The organism is Methylobacterium durans (assembly GCF_003173715.1).
In the GTDB taxonomy this organism is placed as follows: domain Bacteria; phylum Pseudomonadota; class Alphaproteobacteria; order Rhizobiales; family Beijerinckiaceae; genus Methylobacterium; species Methylobacterium durans.
In genome coordinates, this window is record NZ_CP029550.1 from 881,007 (window position 1) to 901,492 (window position 20,486).

Here is a 20,486-nt window from a genome sequence, read left to right on the forward strand (position 1 = left end):
CTTCGTGCCCGGATACCTGCCCTTCGCGGGCGCCCTCAAGCTACCGGCCTATACCTGCGACAATTGCGGGTTCTGGCAGCGCCATTTCGAGGCGCCTCCGCAATGCCCGATGTGTCTCGATGCCCGACACGTCGTGCCGCAGGACGGCTGGCGGTTCTGGAGCGAGCGGCAGGCGCAGGAGCGCTTCCCTGCCACTGGCAGGAACTCGAGCCGGGCATCTGGCGCTTCTGGAACGAGCCGGTCTCCGGGATCGGCCCGAGCGCCTACCTGATCCGGACGGAGAACGGGAACATGGGCTTCGAGGCCTGCCCGGTCTTCAGCGAGGCGGCGCTCGATCACATCGCGAGCCTCGGCGGCATGCAGGTCCTGTCGGCCTCGCACCCGCATTCCTACGGCGCCCTGGTGCAGCTGCAGGATCGGTTCGACCCGGAACTCTGCCTGCCGGCGGCGGACTTCACGTGGAGCGCGGCGCTGCAGGTCTCCTGGCCCTACGACGATTTCCTGGAGCCGCTGCCGGGGCTGGAGCTTCACCGCACGGCCGGCCATTTCGACGGCCACGCCGTCCTGTTCGACCGCGCGCGGAAGATCCTGTTCTGCGGCGATGCCCTGAAGTTCGAGCTCGACCCGAGCGATGTCCGGACCGCCCTGACGATCTCGGCCCACAAGGCGTTCGTGCGCGGGGTCCCCCTGACGGTCAACGAGCTCCGCCGCTACCGGGACGTGTTCGAGAGGCTCGATTTCACCCAGACCTGGACGCCCTTCGAGCCGGCGGCCAATTGCGGACGGGCCGAGGTGCTGGCGCTCATCGACCGGATGCTCGGCACCCGTCCCCACGCGGCCCCGGTGCCGCTGGACAGCCTGAGGGGATAGGCGACCGCCCACCTCTCCCGTCCGGGAGAGGTCGAGTGCGCGTCAGCGCACCGGGTGAGGGATCAGGCTCTTCCGGATCTGTCGCACCCCTCCCCCCAGCCCTCTCCCGAACGGGAGAAGGAGCCCGCGCTCATCTCGGGCGCGGCGGTGTGGGACCCCCTTATTCCTCCGGCGGCAGTCGCAGCGACGCCAGGACCACGCGGCAGGCCCTCAGATCGGCGAGGGCCGCTGCGAGCGCGGCCCGGCCGGTGTCGGCCACGGCGTTCCGCGCCGGCTCCCCGGCGCTCGAATCCTGCCCCGGCTCGGTCTCCAGCGGCGAGGGAGCGTCCGCAGCGGCCTCGCCGCGGCCGACCGCCTGCACGAAGCGCACGCCGTGCTCGCGCAGCACCCGCTGCGCGCCGCGGATCGTGTAGCCCTGACCGTGCAGGAGCTGGCGCACGCCGCGCAGGAGGTCGACGTCGGCGGGGCGGTAGTAGCGGCGGCCGCCCGCCCGCTTGACCGGACGGATCTGCGAGAAGCGCGTCTCCCAGAACCGCAGGACGTGCTGGGGCACGTCGAGATGGTCGGAGACTTCCTTGATCGTGCGGAAGGCGTCCGGCGCCTTCTCGGCGCGGGCGGCGCCCTCGACATCCTCGGTCACGGCTGCGAGCGGCATGGTCGCTCCCCTTCCCTACCGGCCGGCCGGGCGCGGACGTTGAACCGTTCGTCGCAGCCGGAACAGGTTCGCGTCAATCGTCGCTGTCGGTGTGATCGGCGCCGTTCATCCCGTTGATCCGCGCCTTCAGCACGTTCGACGGCTTGAACACCATGACCTGCCGCGGCTCGATCGCCACCTCGACGCCGGTCTTCGGGTTGCGGCCGACGCGCTTGCCCTTGCTGCGCACCACGAAGGACCCGAACGAGGACAGCTTCACGGTCTCTCCCTGCGCGAGACAGGTGCAGATCTCCGACAGCACGGTCTCGACCAGGGCCGCCGATTCCGTCCGCGAGAGACCAACCTGCTGGTAGACGGCCTCGCTCAGATCGGCGCGTGTGACCGTCTTTCCCGTCATGCGTTTCCCCCTCGGCGATTCGACGCTTGTGGCGTATCTCTATGATCCGGCACGCTAATCCGCGTTGTACCCCGGGTCAACCGCGGCCCTGGCGAGAGATTCCGGAAAATCAATCCCGGACCATTGCGCAACGCCAGCGATGGCGGGGGCTCACCAGCGGATCAGTGCGGCACCCCAGGTGAAGCCGCCGCCGATCGCCTCGATCATCACGAGGTCGCCCTCGCGGATGCGCCCGTCCTTGCGGGCGACGTCGAGGGCGAGCGGGATCGAGGCGGCCGAGGTGTTGCCGTGCCGGTCGACCGTCAGCACCACCTTCTCGCGGGCGATGCCGAGCTTGTCCGCCGATGCCTCGATGATCCGGCGGTTGGCCTGGTGCGGCACGAACCAGTCCAGCTCCCCGGCGCCGAGCCCCGCGCGCCGGAAGGCATCCTCGATCACGTCGGTGACCGAACCCACCGCGAAGCGGAACACCTCGCGGCCCTCCATGCGCAGCCGGCCGGTGGTTCCGGTGGTGCCCGGCCCGCCATCGACGTAGAGCTTCGAGCGGTGGCGCCCGTCCGAGCGCAGGCTCGCGCTGAGCACGCCCCGGTCCGCGTTCGTGCCGGCGCCCTCGCGGGCCTCCAGCACGATCGCACCCGCCCCGTCCCCGAACAGGACGCAGGTGGTGCGGTCCTCCCAGTCGAGGATGCGCGAGAACGTCTCGGCGCCGACCACGAGGGCGCGCTTCGCGGCCCCGGTCGTCAGGAACTTGTCGGCCGTGGTGACGGCGTAGACGAAGCCGGCGCAGACCGCCTGCAGGTCGAAGGCGGCGCCCTGGTGGATGCCGAGCCCCGCCTGGATCTGCGTCGCCGTGGAAGGGAAGGTGTGGTCGGGCGTCGAGGTGGCGCAGATGACGAGGTCGATGTCCTCGGGCCCGAGCCCCGCCTCGTCGAGCGCAGCCCGCGCCGCCCGCGTGCCGAGCACCGACGTGCTCTCGCTCTCGTCCGCGAGGTGACGTTGGCGGATGCCGGTGCGCTGGACGATCCAGTCGTCCGAGGTGTCGACGCGCGTCGCGAGCTCGTCGTTCGTCACGGCCCGCGCCGGGAGGGCCGAGCCGCAGCCGACGATGACGGAACGCAGGGCTACCATGAGGATCCTTCTCCCGCCGGTCTCAAGCGGACACCACCGCGGGCGTCTGGTCGAGCATGTCGCGGATCGTGCGCATCAGGTCGTGGCGGGCCATGTCGTGGGCAAGGTCGATCGCCGCAGCGAAGCCTTGCGCGTTCTCGGAGCCGTGGCTCTTGATGACGATGCCCTCGAGCCCGAGGAAGACGCCGCCATTGGCGCGGCTCGGGTTCATCTTCTCGCGGAGCGCCCGGAACGCGCGGCGGGCGAACAGGTATCCGATCTTGGCGGACAGGGTACGGCTCATGGCCGAGCGGAGATAGGACCCGATCTGCTTGGCGGTGCCCTCCGCGGTCTTGAGCGCGATGTTGCCGGTGAAGCCTTCCGTCACCACCACGTCGACGGTGCCGCGGCCGAGATCCGTGCCCTCCACGAAGCCGTGATAGGCGAAATTCGGCAGCTCCATCTCGCGCAGCAGCCGGGCCGCTTCCTTGACCGCCTCGTTGCCCTTCATCTCCTCGGTGCCGACATTGAGGAGGCCGACCGTCGGCCGGTCGAGATCGAACACGATCCGGGCCATGGCGGAGCCCATCACCGCCATCTCGACGAGGTGCTCGGCATCGGTGCCGATCGTGGCGCCGACGTCGAGCACCACGCTCTCGCCGCGGATCGTCGGCCACAGGCAGGCGATGGCCGGACGCTCGATGCCGGACATCGTCTTGAGGCAGATCTTCGACATCGCCATCAGGGCGCCGGTGTTGCCGGCGGAGACGCAGGCGTCGGCCTGCCCGTCGCGCACCGCCTGGATCGCCTGCCACATCGAGGACTTGCCGCGGCCCTGGCGTACGGCCTGGCTCGGCTTGTCGTCCATCGCCACGGAGAACGTGGTGTGGCGGATCTCGACGGCCCCCTTCAGGCGCGGCTCGGCCTCGACGAGGGGCCGGATCACGGCCTCGTCCCCGAACATGATGAAGGTCGTCTCGGGATGCCGCTCACGGGCGAGAGCCGCGCCCGGCACGACGGTCGACGGCCCGTGGTCGCCGCCCATGGCGTCGAGCGAGATGCACACGCGTTGTGACATGGGTCCTGGGTCGCGGCCTCGTGCGGAGGGCTGCCGGGTCGCGGGGGCTCGCTCGGATCGAGGGGTCCGCCCGGCGCCGCGGAAAATAGCGATCCGCGGCGGACGGGCAAACGAAATCTGAGACCGGGCCGGATCCGAGCCTATTCCGGACCCCGCGCTCCGCCGCGCAGGCGGGCAAGCGCGGCGAAGGGTTTCTCCGCCTCGTCCTCCCGCCGCTCCTCGAACGCGATGCCGGGCTTGCGCGGGTAGGGATCGAGGCCGAGCGCCAGGAACTCGGCGGTGAGCGCGCCGAAATCGATGCGCCCGTTCACGATCGGGTCGGGCAGCTCGACATCCTCCGCGTCGGTTCCGACGAGCTGATCGGCGCTGGTGAAGTCGACCTCGACCGGCTCGACGACCCGCGATTCGAAGGGGTCGAGGCTCACCGTGCAGACCTGGGTGACCCAGGCCTCGACGCTTCCCGTGACGCGGAGCTGGCTCGGCGACCCGTCGAGGTCGAACCGGCCGACGAGGTCGCGGATCGCCGGAATGCCGAAATCCCTGGCCAGCGCATCGCACTCGGCCTGGGTTGCCTCCACCGTCACGGCGCCGCGCCCCTGCGGCAGGCGCTCGACGTTCACGGAGCGGGTGAGCGGGCCGCCCTCGTGACGGTTCATCTCGCTGCGGGTCATGCTGGGCCTCCGAACGCGTCCGGGTCGGGGAAGGGCGGGCCGGCGGCGAGGACCGTGTCGAGATCGGCCCGCGACAGGCCGTCGGCGGCCGCCGCCACGTAGGCCGCGAGCCCGGCGGCCGCTTCGGGTTCGTCGCGGCCGAGCACGTTGCGGGCGAGCGCCGCCATGAGTGCGGCCCGGTCATCCGCGTCGAGGGCGGCGTCATAGCCCTCGGCACGCCCGTAGAAGGCGGCGCCGAGCTTCTTCATCCGCTTCGGGACGCCGAAATCGCCGACGCCCAGCTCGCGCAGGGACGCGTCGAGCTGCAGGAAGACCGAGTTCACCAGATCCTGCGCCACGTCCGCCGCCGGGGGCGGCAGCCGGTTCAGGCGGCGCAGCACCAGGATGACGTGCAGGCTGAGGCATTCGAAGCGGCCCTCGACCGTGTCCGGCACGCCGAGCCGCGTGTAGAGCCCGGCCTGCCGCGAGGCCTCGTTGATGCGCGCGTGAAGCTGCCGGATCGTGGCGCGGCGGTCGTCCGCGCGGCGGAAGAACCGGGCGATCATCGGGCCGCCCCGGGCCGTCGCGCGAAGGGCGTGGGGTGTGGCCGAGCTTGCCTTGTCAAAACCATAACCCCGCGGTACGGCAACCCACGGCCAAGGCGCAAGCGTCCATCGGGCGTCTGCTGCCCGGGCCCGCATCCGTGTCTGGTTTGCCAACAGAATCAAGGGGGGCCGATGTCGCGCCGTCTCGTCTCTGCGCTCGCTCGTCTCGCCGTGATCGGCGTGCTCGGCGCCGGCGTCTCCGGCTGCATCGGCGAAGATCTGCGGCACGGCTACCAGATCGATCAGGCGGCCGTCGCGTCGATCAAGCCCGGCTCGAGCCCGGAGCAGGTCCTCCAGACGCTCGGCACCCCCTCGACGGTGTCCACGGTCGGCAACAAGTCCTGGTACTACATCTCCCAGAACACCCGCCGCACGGTGATGTTCCTCGGCGAGTCGGTGCAGGACCAGAAGGTGGTCGCAGTGTACTTCACCGGCGGCTTCAAGGTGGAGCGCGTGGCGCTCTACGGCCTGCAGGACGGGCGCATCTTCGACTTCATCGAGCGCACCACGCCGACGAGCGGCCAGGACCGGGCCTTCCTCAGCCAGCTCTTCCGCGGCCTGACCCGCTACGAGCCCTTCGGCGGCAACAGCGGCAGCCCGGCGCCCGGCGCCAACCGCGGCCTCTGATCGCAGGGCGGCGCCCGCCACGGGGGGCGCCGCATTCACCGATCGGCCGCGCTCAGGCCGCGATGGGCGCGCCCGCAAAGAAACGGGCAATCTCGCCCGGCTCGGCGAACAGGTGGTCCGGCCCGCTCTCACGGAGCGCGTCCGCCCGGGTATAACCCCAGGTCACCGCCGCGAAGGCGCAGCCCACGGCCCGCGCCGCCTCCGCATCCCGGATCTCGTCGCCCACGCTGAGCACGCCCTCGGGCGCGAGGCCGCAGCGGCGGATCAGCGCGGAGAGGCGCCGCGCCTTGCCGAACAGCGAGGCCCCGCAGGCGTAGGCTTCGACGAGCGCGGCGAGGTCCGGCCCGAGGACGCGGCGCACGTTCGCCTCCGTGTTCGAGCTCAGCACCGCGAGGCGGACCTCCCGCCGCGCCAGCGCCGTCAGCGCCTCCGGAACGCCCGGGAACAGGCGCATCGCGTCGATGTCGCGGCTCGCCAGCGCGTGCATGTGGCGCGAGATTGCCGGCAGCTTCCAGAGCGGCACGCCGAGCCGGGCGACGATCTCGCGGGCGCCGAGCGCGCGCAGCGATTCCACCTCCTCCTCGGCGATGCGGCGGAAGCCGTAGCGGTCGGCCACGCCGTTGATGACCGAGCAGAACCAGGGGAAGCTGTCGGCGAGCGTGCCGTCGAAGTCGAGGACGACGAGGGTGTAGGGCGCGGGCGGGCGCGCGTCTGTCATGGCCGGGATTCGGGTCGGGAGGGAGCGGGACGCGTCAATAGCGCAGGTTCGCCACCGGGAAGCGCAGGCGCATGACGAGCCCGTCCGGCGCCCATTCGTGCTCCAGGCTGCCGTCGAGCTGGCCGGCCACGCTGCGCTCGGCCAGCACGGTGCCGAAGCCCCGGCGGCTCGGCGTGTCGGTGATCGCGGGCCCGCCCGCCTCCGCCCAGGTGAGATGGTAGGTCTCGCCCTCGATCCGCCCCGTCAGCGAAACCGTTCCCGCCTCCGTCGAGAGGCCGCCGTACTTCACGGCGTTCGTGGCCTGCTCGTGCATGATCAGCGCGAGCGCGGTCGCGGACCGCTCGCCGACCGGCGCGTCGTCGCCACCGATCGCCACGCGCTCCCGCCCCTCCTGCGCGTAGGCCGCCATGATAAGGCGCATCAGGCCGAGCAGGGTCTGCCCCGCCACGGTCGGCGCGCTCTCGGGCGAGTGGGGGCGCACGTATTCGTGGGCCTGGGCCAGCGCGCCGAGGCGCTCGCGGAACGCCTCGACGAAGGGCTTGGCCTGCGGGTCGCTGCGGCCGGTCAGCGCCGCGATGCCGCTCACCACCGCGAAGATGTTCTTGATCCGGTGGGACAATTCGCGGATCAGCAGGTCGCGGGCCTCCTCGGCGCGCTTGCGCTCCCGCAGGTCGCGGGTCACCGTCGCGTAGCCGATCTCGGCGCCGTTCGCGTCGCGGACGGGGAAGATGTTGTAGAGGACCGCGATCCCCTCGCCGGTGCCGAAATGCCGGAAGGCGAGCTCTCCCTCCCACCAGCCCGACGCCTTGACGGCGGGCAGCACCACCTCGTCGATGATGCGCTGGCTCGCCGGCATGAAGTAGTCGGGGATGCGGGTCTCCCGGGCCGCGGCGAGATCGGGCAGGCCGACGAGGCGGAGCGCGGCCTCGTTGAGGTGGACGACCCGTCCCGCGAGATCCGTGACGCCGATGAAGTCCTTCGAGGTCTCGACCACGGCCGCGAGCTTGCGCGCCTCGGTCTCCGCCCGCTTCAGATCCTCGATGTCGGTGCAGGTGCCGAACCAGCGCTCGATGCGGCCGTCCGCGTCGCGGATCGGCATGGCGCGGCCGAGCGTCCAGCGGTAGGCGCCGGTGTGGTGGCGCAGGCGATATTCGATCTCGTAGGGCTCGCCGGTGGCGAGCGAATGGCGCCAGCGCGCCCAGGCCCGCTCCTGGTCGTCCGGGTGGAACACGCCGTTCCAGCCCTCGCCGTCCGTCGAGCCGTAAGGGACGCCTGTGAACTCGTACCAGCGGTCATTGTAATAGTCGTGGAATCCGTCCGGCAGGGTGGTCCAGACCATCTGCGGCATCGCCGCCGCCATCACGCGGAAGCGGCGCTCGCTCGCGGCGAGTTCCGCCTCGCGGGCGGAGACCGCCTCGAGGGTGCGGCGATGGGCGAGGAGCGCCGAGATCTGGCGCGCCAGGGCGCAGAGCGTCTCGGCTTGCGCGGGGGTCAGGCCCTGCGGGCGCGGCACCCGGTCGAGGACGCAGAGGGAGCCGAGCGGCAGGCCGTCCGGGCTGCGGATCACGGCGCCGGCGTAGAAGCGCATGTACGGCTCGCCGCGCACGAGCGGATTGTCCCGGGTGCGCCGGTCGACGGTCAGATCCGGAAGAACGAGCAGATGCTCCTCGCGGATCGCGTGCGCGCAGATCGAGCGCTCGATGCTCGTCTCCGAGCAGCCGAAGCCGATCGCCGCCTTGAACCATTGGCGCGCCTCGTCGACGAAGCTGACGAGGGCCACCGGCGCCTCGCAGACGAGGGCGGCGATCCGCGTCAGGTCGTCGTAGGCTGCCTCCTGCCCGCTATCGAGGATCTTCTGCGCGCGCAGGTCCGCGAGACGTTCGGCCTCGGTCCAGGCCGGAGGCCGATCGTCGTCCCGAACCTCGGCCGTCACGAGTCTGAATCCTTACCCACAGGCGGAAGACATAGGGTGAAACGTGGCCGCGGGGAAGAACGGGTCGCGCGCCGAGCCGGGGGCGCTCCGACGAAACGCGGACTTGTCCTCACCGGCGAGGCCGCAGGACCGATGCCGCCCGCGCATCCTCGCCGCGCGGGACGGGACCGGCACGCGCGACGGGACGCGCGTCCCGGGCCCTCACAGCATCGCCCACGATCCGGAGATGATGGGCGATGCCCGCGGGCGATCGTCAGGCGGCCTGCGATTCCGTCAGCGTCGGGTAATCGATGTAGCCCTCGGGGCCCTGCGAGTACCAGGTCCTGGCCACGTCCTTGTTGAAGGGCGCGTCCTCGGCGATCCGGCGCGGCAGGTCGGGATTGGCGATGAAGGTGCGGCCGAAGGCGATCGCGTCGGCGACGCCCGCGTCGAGGGCGGCCTGCGCCGAGCGCCCGTCGTAATCCGAATTGAGCACCAGCGGGCCCTCGAAGGCGCGCTTGATGGTCGGCGCCACGGGCGGGTGGTTCGCGGTGCCGAAGGTGCCGTTCGGACCCGGCTCGCGCAGTTCGAGGAAGGCGATGCCGATGCGCCCGAGCGCCTCGGCGGCCGCGCCGAACAGAGCCTCCGGGTTCGAATCGTCGACGCCCTGGATCGCGCCGTTCGGCGACAGGCGCACGCCCGTGCGGTCCTTGCCGGCGACATCCGCCACGGCCTGCGTCACCTCCGTGAGCAGGCGGATGCGGTTCTCGATCGCGCCGCCATAGGCGTCGTCGCGCAGGTTCGAGCCGTCGCGCAGGAACTGGTCGATCAGGTAGCCGTTCGCCGCGTGGATCTGGACGCCGTCGAACCCGGCCGCAAGGGCGTTGCGGGTGGCGTTCCGGTAATCGCCGAGCAGGCGCGGAATCTCGTCGAGGCGGAGCGGCCGGGCCTCGGCGTAGGGCTTCTTGCCGGCGTAGGTGTGCGCCGCGTCGGGGGCGGTGGTCGCGGAGGCCGAGACCGGCTTCTCGCCGTCGAGGAAGTCCGGGTGCACGATCCGGCCCATGTGCCAGAGCTGCGCGACGATGCGGCCGCCGGCCGCGTGCACGGCCTTCACGACCGGCTTCCAGGCCTCGGTCTGCTCGTCCGACCACAGACCCGGCGCGTAGGGCCAGCCAAGGCCCTCGCGGCTGATGCCGGTCGCCTCCGAGATGATGAGACCGGCGCCGGCGCGCTGCGCGTAGTACTCGGCCATGATCGGCGTCGGGACGTGCCCCGAGTCGCGCGGCCGCGGGTCAGCGGCGCCATCAGGATGCGGTTCGGCGCCTCGATGGCTCCGAGGCGGATCGGATCGAACAGTGAGGGCATGAAATCTCTCTGGAAAGCAGGCCGGCGCCGCACGAAGGGCACGGGCCGATCATCCGTGACCGGGGTCACGCGGTGGCCTGCTACGTGGTCGCTGCGGGCTGCGGCGCCAGAGGGCCCGCGCCCGCCCGCGTGCGCCTGCGCACACGGTCAGGCTGCGCCCTGCTCGGGCGCCGGTCAGGTCCGGGCGACCGCAATCGTGCTGCCGTCCATCAGCGTGAAGCGGATTCCCGCGCGCCGAAGCGCGGCGATCGCCATGCGCCGGCTGTTCGCGGCTGCGGCCTCGTTGTTCTCCTCCAGGCGGCGGATGGTCGAGAAGGACAGACCGCTCGCCTTGGCGAAATCCATCATCGACCAGTCGAGGAGCGCGCGGGCCGCACGCAGGTGCCAACCGGCGACGGCGCTCTCCAACCCTTCAGCGAGGATCCCCCCGGCCGGCCCGACCGGCATCCGCTCGGGACCAGTGTAGCCCGCCCAGGCGCTGATCCCCCGGTTGCGTCGAGGACCGGCGCGAAGGTGCCGCGGTAGCGCACGCGCTCGCCGCTTCCGAGGATCTGCGTGTAGAGATAGGTGAAGGGCCGATTTCCCGCCCAAGATTGCACCAGAGGCCCGTTCCAGTAGCCGTGCTCCTCCGCCGGGATCGCGCACAGCCAGTCGTCGTGGAACGCCTCGAGACGCCGGCCGGTGAGTTCCAGCAATTCGGGTGGGTACGGATCGAAGGGATCCAACGGGATATGCGCGAAGTAGGCGCCCGTCTCCTGGAACAGGCTCCGGCGGCGGCGCAGCTCGATCTCGCGCGCCTGCCCGATCCTCTCCCTGTCGGAGATGTCGATGACGAGCCCGGCCGCTCCGATCGGTCGCCCGTCCGGCGCGTGGTAGGTCTCGCTGTGGCCGAGCAGCGTGCGCACCGATCCGTCGGGGCCGATCACGCGGAAGCGGCGATCACTCAGGATGCCCTCGCGCATCGTGCCCAGCGCGAGCTCGACGGACGGCCGGTCCGCCGGGTGAATGGCGGCGAGAAACGCGCCCAGGCTCGGCCGCACGATGCCGGGCTCGAGGCCGAGGAGTCGAAAGAGGCCCGGCGACCAGACGTGAGCCTCGGTCGCGAAGGTCCAGCCCCAGTTTCCGGTCAGTCCGAAGCTCTCGATCCGGCGCAGCATCTCGCGCGACGAGAAGGCGAGCCGCGCGGTGCTCGCCACGGGCAAGTCGTCGGAAATATAACTTTCAGTTGTATAAGGGCTCCCGCGCCGGGGTGGGAAGCCATCGTTCCCGTCATTCATGCGGGAGACCCGCCCTGCGATAGATCTCACACCTCGCGTGGAGCATCGTTTCGCTAACCTGACATTGCCGAACCTGTCCGACGTCGCGCGACGTCGTCGGTCTGGAGCCTTCGGTACATTCCTTGACGCTGGATGCAGCCGGCCGCCGCGGACGGATACGTGCAGGATTTACCTATGATAAAAGCGTGACCTTAAATCGCTGAAAAAGCAATCCGGCGCATCGCGTCCGCGCACCCACGAAAAAGCGCGCCCGCCGGTGACGGGCGCGCCGTTGTTGCCGCCCGCGCATTTTCGAGCGGAGCGGATATCGGTTCGCGTACAGAAAGCGCCCTCTATCGAGAGCTTGGAGCGGCCTTCCTGATCCGGGGATCCGGAAGCCGCTCCAAGGATCGCTCAGCTGTGGGCGAGGACAGCCAGCAGCAGCAGGGCGATGATGTTGGTGATCTTGATCGCCGGGTTCACGGCGGGGCCGGCCGTGTCCTTGTAGGGGTCGCCGACCGTGTCGCCGGTCACCGCCGCCTTGTGGGCGTCCGAGCCCTTGCCGCCGTGGTGCCCGTCCTCGATGAACTTCTTGGCATTGTCCCAGGCGCCGCCGCCGGAGGTCATCGAGATCGCGACGTAGAGGCCCGTGATGATGACGCCGAGCAGCATCGCGCCCACCGTGGCGAAGGCCTGCGCCTTGCCGGCGATCGCCTGGATGACGAAGAACAGCACGATCGGCGAGAGGACAGGCAGCAGCGAGGGCACCACCATCTCCTTGATGGCGGCCCGGGTCAGCATGTCGACGGCGCGGCCGTAATCGGGCCTGTCGCGCCCCTCCATGATGCCGGGCTTCTCGCGGAACTGGCGCCGCACCTCCTCGACCACCGCGCTGGCCGCGCGGCCGACCGCCGTCATGGCGATGCCGCCGAACAGGTACGGGATCAGGCCGCCGAGCAGCAGGCCGACGACGACGTAGGGGTTCGAGAGCGAGAAATCGACCGAGACGCCCTGGAAGAAGCGGTACTGGGTCGGGCTCGCATTGGCGATGAAGTAGTTCAGGTCCGAGGTGTAGGCGGCGAACAGCACGAGCGCGCCGAGGCCCGCCGAGCCGATCGCGTAGCCCTTGGTGACCGCCTTGGTGGTGTTGCCGACCGCGTCGAGGGCGTCCGTCGACTTGCGGACCTCGGAGGGCAGGCCCGCCATCTCGGCGATGCCGCCCGCGTTGTCCGTCACCGGCCCGAACGCGTCGAGGGCCACGATGAAGCCCGCCAGCGCCAGCATCGCGGTGACCGCGATGGCGATGCCGAAGAGGCCGGCCAGCGCGTAGGTGCCGATGATGCCGGCGACGATCACGATGGCCGGCAGGGCCGTCGATTCGAGGGAGATCGCGAGGCCCTGGATCACGTTGGTGCCGTGGCCGGTGACCGACGAATCGGCGATCGACTTCACCGGGCGATAGTTCGTGCCGGTGTAGTATTCGGTGATGACGACGATCAGCGCCGTGATGGCGAGGCCGATCACCGCGCAGCCGAGCAGGCCGCCCGAGGTGAAGGTCTGGCCGGTGCTGGTCTTGAACTCGGTGGCGAAGCCGCCGAACAGGGCGTAGTTCACGGCGGCGATCGCGCCGATCGAGAGGACGCCTGCCGCGATCAGGCCCTTGTAGAGCGCGCCCATGATCGACTGGTTCGCCCCGAGCCGGACCGCGTAGGTGCCGGCGATCGAGGTGAGGATGCAGGCCGAGCCGATGGCCAGCGGGTAGATCATCATCGCCTCGAGGACGTTGCGTCCCCCGACCTCGGTCTGGCCCGCGAAGAAGATCGCGGCGAGCACCATCGTGGCGACGACGGTGACGGCGTAGGTCTCGAACAGGTCGGCCGCCATGCCGGCGCAGTCGCCGACATTGTCGCCGACGTTGTCGGCGATGGTGGCGGGGTTGCGCGGGTCGTCCTCCGGGATTCCGGCCTCGACCTTGCCGACGAGGTCGCCGCCGACATCCGCGCCCTTGGTGAAGATGCCGCCGCCGAGGCGGGCGAAGATCGAGATCAGCGAGGCGCCGAAGCCGAGGGCGACCAGCGCGTCGATGACCTCGCGGCTCGCGGGCGCGAGACCGGCGAAGCGGGTCAGGTAAGTGTAGTAGAGCGCGACCCCGAGCAGGGCGAGGCCGGCGACCAGCATGCCGGTGACCGCCCCCGACTTGAAGGCGACCTCAAGGCCGCCGCCGAGCGAGGTCGACGCGGCCTGCGCGGTGCGGACGTTCGCCCGCACGGACACGTTCATGCCGATGAAGCCGGCCGCGCCCGAGAGCACCGCACCGACGAGGAAGCCGACCGCCACCTTGATCCCGAGGAAATAGGCGAGCGCGACGAACAGGATGATGCCGACGATTCCGATGGTGGTGTACTGGCGGCGGAGATAGGCCTGCGCGCCCTCGGCGATCGCCCCCGCGATCTCCTGCATGCGCTGGGTCCCGGCGTCTCGCTTCATCACGTCGTTGATCGTGACGATTCCGTAGGCGACGGCGCAGAGCCCGCCCAGGATGATCAGCAGCAATGCGGTCATTCATCCGTCCTTGGGGTTATGGTGCCTGGCTTGGGCTTGTTTCTCCGAGCTTGGCCGGGCCGGCCATGGGACGCGACGCTCGGGGCTTGATGCCTTCCTCCCCGGAAGTGCGTGACCTGATTGCCAAACTTCGCGGCTCAGCGCAAACAGCGCGTACCCTTTCGAACAGCGGATATTGCTGCAGCGCAAAATTATTCAGTATCCGGACCATGATCGCGATCAACGCGGGCCGGTCGCGATCGTGATCGCCCGGGCGGCGCCGCAAGCCCCGATTGCGATTGCAGGCGGCCGGCGCAATGCTAATCAGTGGTTGCGTCAGTGCCGGGGGAGAGGATGAGCAGCGATCAGGTCGCGCGGCTGGCCGCCACGATCGAGACCCTGACCAAGGCCGTCCAGTTCCTCCTCGCCGAGCGGATCAGCGACCAGCCCGAGGACATCCGGGAGGACCTGCTCACCCTGCTGCAGCGCTCGTTCGCGACGCCCGATCCGCGGACCGGAGCGCCGACGGGCCGGGTCTCGCAGGCCGACCTCGCCCTCTGGATGCCGGTGGTCGCCGCCGCGCTGATGGACGACGTGCGCGCCCAGCTCGGGATGGGCCCGCGGGGCCTTCCGCCGGAGCCGCCGCTCCCGGACCGGCGATGAGACCGGCGCCCGCACCCTTCAGAAATGGCTGAAGGATCCGGCACTTAGGCTCCGGGAGACGCCCTCTTCCGTCGTGAAGATCGGTGGTCCCTCCCCGGCTCCGACTACGCCGATGACGGCGACCGGCACGCCGGCCGCCGCCGCCTCGGCCCGGAAGGCGGCCTCCGCACCGGGCGGGACCGTGCACAGGATCTCGTAATCGTCACCGCCCGTAAGCGCCGTGTCGAGGAGCGCAGGGTCGGCCGCGAGCGCCAGACGCGCGGCCGGAGACAGCGGGACGTCCGCCTCGCGGATCTCGGCCCGGCGGCCGCCCCCCATCATCTTGGCGAGATCGCCGGCCAGGCCATCCGAGACGTCCATCGCGGCGCTGGCGTAGCGGCGCAGCAGCGGCGCGAGGGTGAGTCGCGGGCGCGGGTGCAGGTAGCGGTCGAGCAGGACGGCGCGGGCGTCGGACTCCAGTCGCGCCAGCGCGGCGCCCGCCGGCGCAAGCCGCAGGGCGAGCCCGAGGGCCGCGTCCCCGATCGTCCCGCTGACGCAGACCCGGTCGCCGACCCGCGCGCCCTGCCGCCGGACCATGGTGCCGGAGGGCAGCTCGCCGAGGGCCGTGATGCCGATGAAGGCGGGCCCCGCGGCCCGGACCGTGTCGCCGCCGAGGAGCGGACACCCGAAGGCGGACGCGGCCTCCGCGAGGCCCGCGCTGAAGCCGGCGAGCCACGCCTCGGTCCAGTCCGGCGCCAAGCCGAGGCTCAGCAGGTAGGCGCGGGGCGCCGCTCCCTTGGCCGCGAGGTCGGAGAGATTCACGCCGAGCGCCTTGCGGGCCACCGATTCCGGCGGATCCTCGGGGAAGTAGTGGACGCCCGCCACGATGGCGTCGGCGGTGAGGACGAGATCGTGGCCCGGCCGCGGGGTCAGGCTCGCCGCGTCGTCACGCAGGCCGTCCGCCCCCTCCCCCGCCAGCGGCGCGAAATAGCGCGCGATCAGCGCGTCCTCGCCCGGACGGTCGGGCGCGGCCGCGCTCACCCGCGCTTCGCGCCGGCGAGCTCGTCGCTCCGCGTGCCGCGCGCCACCTTGTCGAGCACGGCGTTGACGAGGCCGGGCTCGTCGCCGGCGTAGAAGCTGTGGGCGACGTCGACATATTCCGAGATCGCCGCGCGGGCCGGCACGTCGTGCCGGAACATCAGCTCGTAGGCGCCCGCGCGCAGGATCGCGCGGAGCACCGCCTCGATCCGCTTCAGCGGCCAACCCTGCGTCAGCGCCTTGTCGATCTGCGGATCGATCGTCCGCTGCTCCTCGACGATCCCGCGCAGGAGGTCGCGGAAGAAGGCGGTCTCGGCGGGCGGGTGCGCCACGCCGTCCACCTCCTGGCCGATCCAGAAGACCTCGAACTCGGCGAGCGCGTCGAGGACGCCCTTGCCCGAGATCTCCATGTCGTAGAGGGCCTGCACCACGGCGAGCCGGGCGCCGCTGCGCTCCTTGATCTTCGTCTCCCGGTCGTTCGTCATGCCTCCACTCCCGCGACGGAGCCGGCCTCGGCGGCGCGTTTCAGGGCGAGGATGGCGAGGGCCGCCTCGGCCGCTCCACCACCCTTGTTCATCTCCGCGACGCGGGCGCGTGCCAGGGCCTGCGCCTCGGTCTCGACGGTCAGGATGCCGTTGCCGAGCGGGAGCCGCAGGGCGACCGACAGGTCCATCAGCGCGCGGGCGCTCTCGCCCGCCACGATGTCGTAATGGCCGGTCTCGCCGCGGATCACGCAGCCGAGGGCCACGACGGCGTCGTAGGGTTCGCCCGCGCGCTCGGCGGCTTCCAGCAGGATCGCCATCGTTCCGGGAATCTCCAGGGCGCCCGGGACGGTGACGGTGACGGCCCGCGCACCGGCCGCGGCGATCGCGGCGTGCGCCCCCGCGAGGAGTTCGTCGGCGATGTGATCGTAGAACCGGGCCTCGACCACGAGGATGCGGGCATCCCGCAGCACGGGCGCGGGGCCCGACTCGCGGCGCGGTGTGTTCGGCGTCGAAACCATCAGGGCCTTCGTCGATGGAGCGTCCAGTGCGCCGCGGGTTCGGGCGGGCCGGCGCGGCCTGCGGCGGGTGGCGAGCGATAGACCGAAGGCAGCCCCTTCACAAGCGGCGGGACGCCGCCCCGAGCCCTGGCAATCACGGCCCCTCCACCGCGGCGCGGCTCTCCGCGAGACGCGCGGCGTAGCGGGCGATGAGATCGACTTCGAGGTTGAGGCGGTCGCCCGACCGGCGCTCGCCCCAGGTGGTGACGGCGAGCGTGTGCGGGATGAGCAGGACGGAGAAGAGGTCGCCCTCGACCGTGTTGACGGTGAGCGAGGTCCCGTCGAGGCAGACGGAGCCCTTCTGCGCGATGAAACGCGCGAGGTGGTGCGGCGCGCGCAGGGTGAAGCGCTCACTTGCCCCCCAATCGCCCTCCCCGCCAGTCACGGGGTCCCGGGCGACGATCTCGGCGAGGCCGTCGACATGGCCGGTGACGAGATGGCCGCCGAGCTCGTCGCCGATCTTCAGCGACCGCTCGAGATTGACGCGCGTCCCCTCCCGCCACGCTCCGACACTGGTGCGTGCCAGGGTCTCGGCCGCCGCATCGACGGCGAAGACGGCGCCCCCTTCGAACGCCTCGACGGTCACGGCCGTCAGGCATGGACCGGCGCACGCGATCGAGGCGCCGATCGCGATGTTGGCGGGGTCGTAGGTCGAGCGGATCTCCAGGCGGCGCAGGCGCTCGTCGCCCGAGACCCTCAGGACGGTGCCGACGTCGGAGACGAGACCGGTGAACATGGTGGGCTCCGCTCGTAGATGACGGCGCGATCCGGGCCGAGGCCGCGCCGCCCGGTTTCGCGCAGGTGGCCGCTCGCGATCCGCGCGGCAAGGTGCGGGCCGACCGCACGCAAGCCCCCGGCGGAGCCGAGCTCGGCCGGCCCGGTGATCAGCGTGCAGGCATCGACGAGGTCGTCCGCGGCGAGCATGTCGGCGAGGAGCGGGCCGCCCTCGCTGCAGATCCGCGTGAGGCCGCGCTCTGCGAGCACGTTCAGCGCCGCGCGCAGGTCGACCCGCCCGGACGGGAGAGCAGGGACGCAGACCACCTCGACCCCGAAGGTCTGGAGCGTTCGCTTGGCGTGGGCGGGGGCACTGCGCGTCGAGATGACGAGCGTGGGCACGTCCCGAGCGCTCCGCACCAGGGCGCTCGACGGCTGCAGGCGCAACTGCGAATCGACGACGACGCGCAGGGGCGAGCGGTCCGTCAGCCCCGGCAGGCGCACATTCAGCGACGGGTCGTCGGCGCGCGCGGTGCCGATCCCGACCATGATCGCATCCGCGTGGGCGCGCCAGAGATGCACCGCCCCGTCGGCGATCGGCCCGGTGATCCGCAGGCGCTCGCGGCCGGTGTTCGCGGCGAAGCCGTCGCGGGTCTGCGCGAGCTTGAGGCTGACGGACGGGCGCGTCTCGGCCACCCGGGTGAAGTGGCCGATGTGGTCGCGGAAGGCCTGATCGCGCAGGATCCCGGTGGTGAGGTCGATGCCGGCCGCCCGGAGAAGCGCGTGCCCGCGCCCGGCAACGCGGGTATCCGGATCCTCGATCGCCGTCACGACGCGCGCGATGCCCGATGCGACGATCGCATCGGTGCAGGGGGGCGTGCGCCCGTGATGGGAGCAGGGCTCCAGCGTGACGTAGAGCGTGGCGCCGCGGGCCGCCTCGCCCGCCATCGCGAGGGCCAGGGGCTCGGCGTGGGGCCGGCCGCCGATGGCCGTGACGCCCTGCCCGACCACGCGCTCGGCGCCGGGCGGTCCGGCCACGACGACCGCCCCGACCGACGGGTTCGGCCAGGTGCGCCCGAGATTGCGCTGCCCGAGGGAGAGGGCGAGGCGCATGAAGCGGATGTCCGTCTCGCTCACGGGCGCGCTCGGGCCCCGCGCCGCGGCCGCGGCGGTGCGGCTTCCGCCGGGGCCGCCGCCTCGCCGAGCGTGCCGAGGAGCGCCTCGAAATCCTTGGCCTCGCGGAAATTCTTGTAGACGGAGGCGAAGCGGACATAGGCCACGTCGTCGAGGCCCTTCAGCCCTTCCATCACCAGCTCGCCGATCGCCTCGCTCGCGATCTCGGCCTCTCCGCCGCTCTCGAGCTGCCGGGTGATGCCGCTGACGAGGCGCTCGATCCGCTCCGGCTCGACGGGCCGCTTGCGGAGCGCCACGTCGATCGAGCGCTGGAGCTTGTCCCGGTCGAAGGGGACGCGCTTGCCTGAGCGCTTGAGCACGATGAGCTCGCGCAACTGGACGCGCTCGAAGGTGGTGAAGCGCCCGGCGCAATCGGGGCAGACCCGGCGGCGGCGGATCGCGGCGCCGTCCTCGCTCGGGCGCGAATCCTTCACCTGCGTGTCGGAGCCGCCGCAATAGGGACAGCGCATCGGGCGCTCAAACCTCGTGTGATCGAACGGGAACGGCCGCGGACTGAGGAGCCCGCGGCCGTTCTCTAACGTGGTGTCGGCCCGGCCGGAAGCGCAATCCGGCCGGTGCGCCCGCCTCAGCCGTAGATCGGGAAGCGGCGGGTCAGCTCGTGCACCTTGTCCTTGACGCGGGCCTCGACCTCGGCGTCGCCGCCGTCACCCTTGGCCGCAACCCCATCGAGCACCTCGACGATCAGGCCGCCGATCTGCTTGAACTCGGCGACGCCGAAGCCGCGCGACGTGCCGGCCGGGGTGCCGAGGCGGATGCCCGAGGTGATGGTCGGCTTCTGCGGGTCGAACGGCACGCCGTTCTTGTTGCAAGTGATGTGGGCGCGCGAGAGCGCGGCCTCGGCCGCCTTGCCGGTGAGGCCCTTCGGCTGAAGATCGACCAGCATCAGGTGGTTGTCGGTGCCGCCCGAGGTGATGGCGTAGCCGCCCGAAATGATGGTGTCGGCGAGCGCCTTGGCGTTCTCGATCACCTGCTTGGCGTAGATCTTGAACTCGGGCTTCAGCGCCTCGCCGAAGGCGACCGCCTTGCCCGCGATGACGTGCATGAGCGGGCCGCCCTGCAGGCCGGGGAAGATCGCCGAGTTGAACTTCTTGGCGAGCGCCTCGTCGTTCGTGAGGATCATGCCGCCGCGCGGGCCGCGGAGCGTCTTGTGGGTCGTCGTGGTGGCGACGTGCGCGTGCGGGAACGGCGACGGGTGGACGCCGGCCGCGACGAGGCCCGCGAAGTGGGCCATGTCGACGAAGAAGTAGGCGCCGACCGCGTCGGCGATCTCGCGGAACTTCGCGAAGTCCCAGTGGCGCGGATAGCCCGAGCCGCCGGCGATGATCACCTTCGGCTTGTGCTCGTGGGCGAGACGCTCGACCTGCTCCATGTCGATGCGCTGGTCGTCGCGGCGCACGGTGTAGGAGACGGGCTTGAACCACTTGCCCGAGACGTTCGGAGGCGCACCGTGAGTCAGGTGGCCGCCGGCCGCGAGGTCAAGGCCCATGAAGGTGTCGCCGGGCTGCATCAGGGCCATGAACACGCCCTGGTTCGCCTGCGAGCCCGAGTTCGGCTGCACGTTGGCGAAGCCGCAATTGAACAGGCGCTTGGCGCGGTCGATCGCGAGTTCCTCGGCGATGTCGACGAACTGGCAGCCGCCGTAATAGCGGCGACCCGGATAGCCCTCCGCGTACTTGTTCGTGAGCACGGAGCCCTGCGCCTCGAGCACCGCGCGGGAGACGATGTTCTCCGAGGCGATCAGCTCGATCTCGTCCTGCTGACGGCCGAGCTCCTGCTCGACGGCCTTGGCAATCTCGGGATCGGCCTCGGCGAGAGAGGCGGCGAAGAACGTGTTCGTGAAATGCTTGTCGGCGGCGGTACCGGCGCTCATTGGATGGCCTCTTGTCTTATGCTCGGGTGACGACCCGGTAGACCCGTCGGCGTGCACGGGCGGGCGTTCAAGCAGGGAGTTCTACACGGGCTGGAATGCCAGGCCAAGCACAGGCGAATTTGCCGCCCCCTTCAAAAAAATTGAGCGTGCGGGCCGCCATTCGAGCTTCTTCAGGCCGTCAGGAATAATTGACATTTTTAGGAAA

20 protein-coding genes and 2 pseudogenes are annotated in these 20,486 nt (G+C 71.0%); 3 read left to right on the forward strand and 19 right to left on the reverse strand.

What is annotated here, in order from left to right; all coding sequences use genetic code 11:
* The first annotated feature begins 4 nt into the window (after positions 1–4).
* Positions 5–870, forward strand: a pseudogene (locus DK389_RS04130) (MBL fold metallo-hydrolase).
* Between the two features lie 160 nt (positions 871–1,030).
* On the opposite strand, the gene DK389_RS04135 reads toward DK389_RS04130, so the two are convergent.
* From DK389_RS04135 to DK389_RS04160, 6 genes are all read right to left on the reverse strand, one after another.
* Positions 1,031–1,525, reverse strand: a complete 495-nt coding sequence (locus DK389_RS04135) for a MerR family transcriptional regulator (RefSeq protein ID WP_109887559.1) — start codon at positions 1,523–1,525, stop codon at positions 1,031–1,033.
* A 73-nt stretch (positions 1,526–1,598) separates the two neighbouring features.
* Positions 1,599–1,922: an integration host factor subunit alpha gene (locus DK389_RS04140; RefSeq protein WP_109887560.1), complete on the reverse strand. Its 324-nt coding sequence runs from the start codon at positions 1,920–1,922 to the stop codon at positions 1,599–1,601.
* Between the two features lie 150 nt (positions 1,923–2,072).
* Positions 2,073–3,050: a beta-ketoacyl-ACP synthase III gene (locus tag DK389_RS04145; RefSeq protein ID WP_109887561.1), complete on the reverse strand. Its 978-nt coding sequence runs from the start codon at positions 3,048–3,050 to the stop codon at positions 2,073–2,075.
* Positions 3,051–3,072: 22 nt separating this feature from the next.
* Positions 3,073–4,107 carry a phosphate acyltransferase PlsX gene (plsX, locus tag DK389_RS04150; protein WP_109887562.1) on the reverse strand — a complete coding sequence of 345 codons (1,035 nt, stop codon included), beginning with the start codon at positions 4,105–4,107 and terminating at the stop codon, positions 3,073–3,075.
* A gap of 140 nt (positions 4,108–4,247) precedes the next feature.
* Positions 4,248–4,763 carry a YceD family protein gene (locus DK389_RS04155; protein WP_109896003.1) on the reverse strand — a complete coding sequence of 172 codons (516 nt, stop codon included), beginning with the start codon at positions 4,761–4,763 and terminating at the stop codon, positions 4,248–4,250.
* A gap of 11 nt (positions 4,764–4,774) precedes the next feature.
* Positions 4,775–5,323 (reverse strand): ubiquinol-cytochrome C chaperone family protein, encoded by a 549-nt coding sequence (locus DK389_RS04160; RefSeq protein WP_109887563.1) that lies wholly within the window; start codon positions 5,321–5,323, stop codon positions 4,775–4,777.
* Positions 5,324–5,494: 171 nt separating this feature from the next.
* Between DK389_RS04160 and DK389_RS04165 the strand changes: the two genes are divergently transcribed.
* Positions 5,495–5,989, forward strand: a complete 495-nt coding sequence (locus DK389_RS04165; RefSeq protein ID WP_109887564.1) for an outer membrane protein assembly factor BamE — start codon at positions 5,495–5,497, stop codon at positions 5,987–5,989.
* 52 nt (positions 5,990–6,041) lie between these two features.
* Here DK389_RS04165 and DK389_RS04170 read toward each other — a convergent pair whose 3' ends face one another.
* The 6 genes and pseudogenes from DK389_RS04170 to DK389_RS04190 all read right to left on the reverse strand — a co-directional run bounded on the left by DK389_RS04170 (position 6,042) and on the right by DK389_RS04190 (position 13,802).
* On the reverse strand, positions 6,042–6,707 hold the full coding sequence (locus tag DK389_RS04170) for an HAD hydrolase-like protein (protein WP_109887565.1): 666 nt from the start codon (positions 6,705–6,707) through the stop codon (positions 6,042–6,044).
* Between the two features lie 34 nt (positions 6,708–6,741).
* Complete coding sequence (locus DK389_RS04175) at positions 6,742–8,640, reverse strand: PAS domain S-box protein (RefSeq protein ID WP_109887566.1); 1,899 nt, start codon at positions 8,638–8,640, stop codon at positions 6,742–6,744.
* Positions 8,641–8,893: 253 nt separating this feature from the next.
* A pseudogene (locus DK389_RS04180) lies at positions 8,894–9,984 on the reverse strand (alkene reductase).
* 174 nt (positions 9,985–10,158) lie between these two features.
* Positions 10,159–10,332: a hypothetical protein gene (locus DK389_RS32005; RefSeq protein WP_162560487.1), complete on the reverse strand. Its 174-nt coding sequence runs from the start codon at positions 10,330–10,332 to the stop codon at positions 10,159–10,161.
* The gene (locus tag DK389_RS04185; protein ID WP_162560488.1) at positions 10,329–11,180 is read right to left on the reverse strand and encodes a PAS domain-containing protein; all 852 of its coding nucleotides are present in this window, start codon (positions 11,178–11,180) and stop codon (positions 10,329–10,331) included. Before DK389_RS04185 ends, DK389_RS32005 begins: the two co-directional genes overlap by 4 nt.
* Positions 11,181–11,654: 474 nt before the next feature.
* Entirely contained in the window at positions 11,655–13,802 is a 2,148-nt protein-coding gene (locus DK389_RS04190; protein ID WP_109887568.1) for a sodium-translocating pyrophosphatase, read from the reverse strand.
* Between the two features lie 333 nt (positions 13,803–14,135).
* Here DK389_RS04190 and DK389_RS04195 point away from each other — a divergent pair, with 333 nt between their 5' ends.
* Positions 14,136–14,444: a hypothetical protein gene (locus DK389_RS04195; protein WP_109887569.1), complete on the forward strand. Its 309-nt coding sequence runs from the start codon at positions 14,136–14,138 to the stop codon at positions 14,442–14,444.
* Positions 14,445–14,462: 18 nt separating this feature from the next.
* On the opposite strand, the gene thiL is transcribed toward DK389_RS04195, so the two are convergent.
* From thiL to glyA, 7 genes are all read right to left on the reverse strand, one after another.
* A complete protein-coding gene (gene thiL / locus DK389_RS04200; protein ID WP_109887570.1) occupies positions 14,463–15,464 on the reverse strand; it encodes a thiamine-phosphate kinase in 1,002 nt (333 codons plus the stop codon).
* Positions 15,461–15,946, reverse strand: coding sequence for a transcription antitermination factor NusB (nusB, locus tag DK389_RS04205; protein WP_109887571.1), 486 nt, complete (start codon positions 15,944–15,946; stop codon positions 15,461–15,463). Before nusB ends, thiL begins: the two co-directional genes overlap by 4 nt.
* Positions 15,943–16,464 carry a 6,7-dimethyl-8-ribityllumazine synthase gene (ribH, locus tag DK389_RS04210; protein WP_109887572.1) on the reverse strand — a complete coding sequence of 174 codons (522 nt, stop codon included), beginning with the start codon at positions 16,462–16,464 and terminating at the stop codon, positions 15,943–15,945. The genes nusB and ribH overlap by 4 nt, the downstream gene beginning before the upstream one ends.
* 133 nt (positions 16,465–16,597) lie before the next feature.
* On the reverse strand, positions 16,598–17,239 hold the full coding sequence (locus DK389_RS04215) for a riboflavin synthase (protein WP_109887573.1): 642 nt from the start codon (positions 17,237–17,239) through the stop codon (positions 16,598–16,600).
* Positions 17,200–18,330, reverse strand: a complete 1,131-nt coding sequence (gene ribD, locus DK389_RS04220; protein ID WP_109896005.1) for a bifunctional diaminohydroxyphosphoribosylaminopyrimidine deaminase/5-amino-6-(5-phosphoribosylamino)uracil reductase RibD — start codon at positions 18,328–18,330, stop codon at positions 17,200–17,202. The genes DK389_RS04215 and ribD overlap by 40 nt, the downstream gene beginning before the upstream one ends.
* A gap of 20 nt (positions 18,331–18,350) precedes the next feature.
* A complete protein-coding gene (nrdR, locus tag DK389_RS04225) occupies positions 18,351–18,860 on the reverse strand; it encodes a transcriptional regulator NrdR (protein ID WP_109887574.1) in 510 nt (169 codons plus the stop codon).
* Between the two features lie 116 nt (positions 18,861–18,976).
* Entirely contained in the window at positions 18,977–20,281 is a 1,305-nt protein-coding gene (glyA, locus tag DK389_RS04230; RefSeq protein WP_109887575.1) for a serine hydroxymethyltransferase, read from the reverse strand.
* Between the last annotated feature and the right edge of the window lie 205 nt (positions 20,282–20,486).

Coding starts and splice junctions, on each gene's coding strand:
- DK389_RS04135 (WP_109887559.1), bottom strand. CDS start 1,525: ATGCCGCTCGCAGCCGTGACCGAGGATGTCGAGGGCGCCGCCCGCGCC.
- DK389_RS04140 (WP_109887560.1), bottom strand. CDS start 1,922: ATGACGGGAAAGACGGTCACACGCGCCGATCTGAGCGAGGCCGTCTAC.
- DK389_RS04145 (WP_109887561.1), bottom strand. CDS start 3,050: ATGGTAGCCCTGCGTTCCGTCATCGTCGGCTGCGGCTCGGCCCTCCCG.
- plsX (WP_109887562.1), bottom strand. CDS start 4,107: ATGTCACAACGCGTGTGCATCTCGCTCGACGCCATGGGCGGCGACCAC.
- DK389_RS04155 (WP_109896003.1), bottom strand. CDS start 4,763: ATGAACCGTCACGAGGGCGGCCCGCTCACCCGCTCCGTGAACGTCGAG.
- DK389_RS04160 (WP_109887563.1), bottom strand. CDS start 5,323: ATGATCGCCCGGTTCTTCCGCCGCGCGGACGACCGCCGCGCCACGATC.
- DK389_RS04165 (WP_109887564.1), top strand. CDS start 5,495: ATGTCGCGCCGTCTCGTCTCTGCGCTCGCTCGTCTCGCCGTGATCGGC.
- DK389_RS04170 (WP_109887565.1), bottom strand. CDS start 6,707: ATGACAGACGCGCGCCCGCCCGCGCCCTACACCCTCGTCGTCCTCGAC.
- DK389_RS32005 (WP_162560487.1), bottom strand. CDS start 10,332: ATGATGGATTTCGCCAAGGCGAGCGGTCTGTCCTTCTCGACCATCCGC.
- DK389_RS04190 (WP_109887568.1), bottom strand. CDS start 13,802: ATGACCGCATTGCTGCTGATCATCCTGGGCGGGCTCTGCGCCGTCGCC.
- DK389_RS04195 (WP_109887569.1), top strand. CDS start 14,136: ATGAGCAGCGATCAGGTCGCGCGGCTGGCCGCCACGATCGAGACCCTG.
- nusB (WP_109887571.1), bottom strand. CDS start 15,946: ATGACGAACGACCGGGAGACGAAGATCAAGGAGCGCAGCGGCGCCCGG.
- ribH (WP_109887572.1), bottom strand. CDS start 16,464: ATGGTTTCGACGCCGAACACACCGCGCCGCGAGTCGGGCCCCGCGCCC.
- DK389_RS04215 (WP_109887573.1), bottom strand. CDS start 17,239: ATGTTCACCGGTCTCGTCTCCGACGTCGGCACCGTCCTGAGGGTCTCG.
- ribD (WP_109896005.1), bottom strand. CDS start 18,330: ATGCGCCTCGCCCTCTCCCTCGGGCAGCGCAATCTCGGGCGCACCTGG.
- nrdR (WP_109887574.1), bottom strand. CDS start 18,860: ATGCGCTGTCCCTATTGCGGCGGCTCCGACACGCAGGTGAAGGATTCG.
- glyA (WP_109887575.1), bottom strand. CDS start 20,281: ATGAGCGCCGGTACCGCCGCCGACAAGCATTTCACGAACACGTTCTTC.